The sequence below is a fragment of the Thiohalocapsa sp. genome, from assembly GCF_019695415.1.
GTDB lineage: Bacteria > Pseudomonadota > Gammaproteobacteria > Chromatiales > Chromatiaceae > Thiohalocapsa.
In genome coordinates, this window is record NZ_JAIFKJ010000390.1 from 3,821 (window position 1) to 4,941 (window position 1,121).

The 1,121-nt window shown below is 66.9% G+C and carries 1 protein-coding gene; it reads left to right on the forward strand.

Annotation, left to right across the window (positions count from 1 at the left end; all coding sequences use genetic code 11):
* A partial coding sequence (bioA, locus tag I6U14_RS11230) for an adenosylmethionine--8-amino-7-oxononanoate transaminase (protein WP_296899364.1) occupies positions 1-1,121 on the forward strand: 1,121 nt, incomplete at both ends.

Consider the following 1,121-nt stretch of genomic DNA (forward strand, 5'->3'; position numbering starts at 1 on the left):
GGCTGCGAGATCGAGCTCATGGACGGCCGCCGACTGGTGGACGGCATGGCCTCCTGGTGGTGCGCCATCCACGGCTACAACCACCCGGTGCTCAACGCTGCCGCCACCGAGCAGCTCGGGCGCATGGCGCACGTCATGTTCGGCGGATTGACTCATGCACCAGCCGTGGGCCTAGTCGAGCGGTTGGTACGGCTGACGCCGGCGCCTCTGCAGCACGTGTTCCTGTGCGACTCGGGCTCCGTCTCCGTGGAAGTCGCCATGAAAATGGCGCTGCAGTACCAGCAGGCGGCGGGGAATATAGGCCGGGTGAGATTCCTCACCGTCCGCGGCGGTTACCACGGCGACACCTTCGACGCCATGTCCGTCTGTGACCCGGTCACCGGCATGCACAGCCTATTCGAGCGCGTGCTGCCCAAGCAGGTGTTTGCGGCGCCGCCCGCGCCGCGCTTTGAGGCGCCCTGTACCGACGCCGACATTGCGGAAGTCGCGGGACTCATGGAACGCTATGCCGACAAGCTGGCCGCAGTGATCCTGGAGCCTATCGTCCAGGGCGCCGGCGGCATGCGCTTCTACTCCCCGGACTACCTCACTCGGCTGCGTGCACTCTGCGACCGCCATGGTTTGCTTTTGATCCTGGACGAGATCGCCACCGGCTTCGGGCGCACTGGTCGGCTCTTCGCCTGCGAGCACGCAGGTATCGCGCCGGATATCCTTTGCTTGGGCAAGGCCCTCACCGGCGGCTATCTCACGGGCGCTGCGACGCTCGCAACCACGGATGTCGCTGCCACCATCTCCCGTGGCGAGCCCGGTGCGTTCATGCATGGCCCAACCTTCATGGGCAATCCCCTCGCCTGCGCCATCGCCAATGCGAGCATCGACCTATTGCTGTCCCGCGACTGGCAAGGCGAAGTTGCGGCCATCGAAGCCGGCCTGCGCGAAGGCCTCGCCCCTTGCGGGGAGCTGCCAGGCGTCACCGATGTGCGCGTGCTCGGCGGCATCGGTGTCGTCGAGCTCAGCGAGCCCGTGCCCATGCGCGCGGTGCAGCGAGCCCTGGTGGAGCGCGGCGTCTGGGTACGGCCGTTCGGGCGGCTGATTTACCTGATGCCGCCTTTCATCATCAG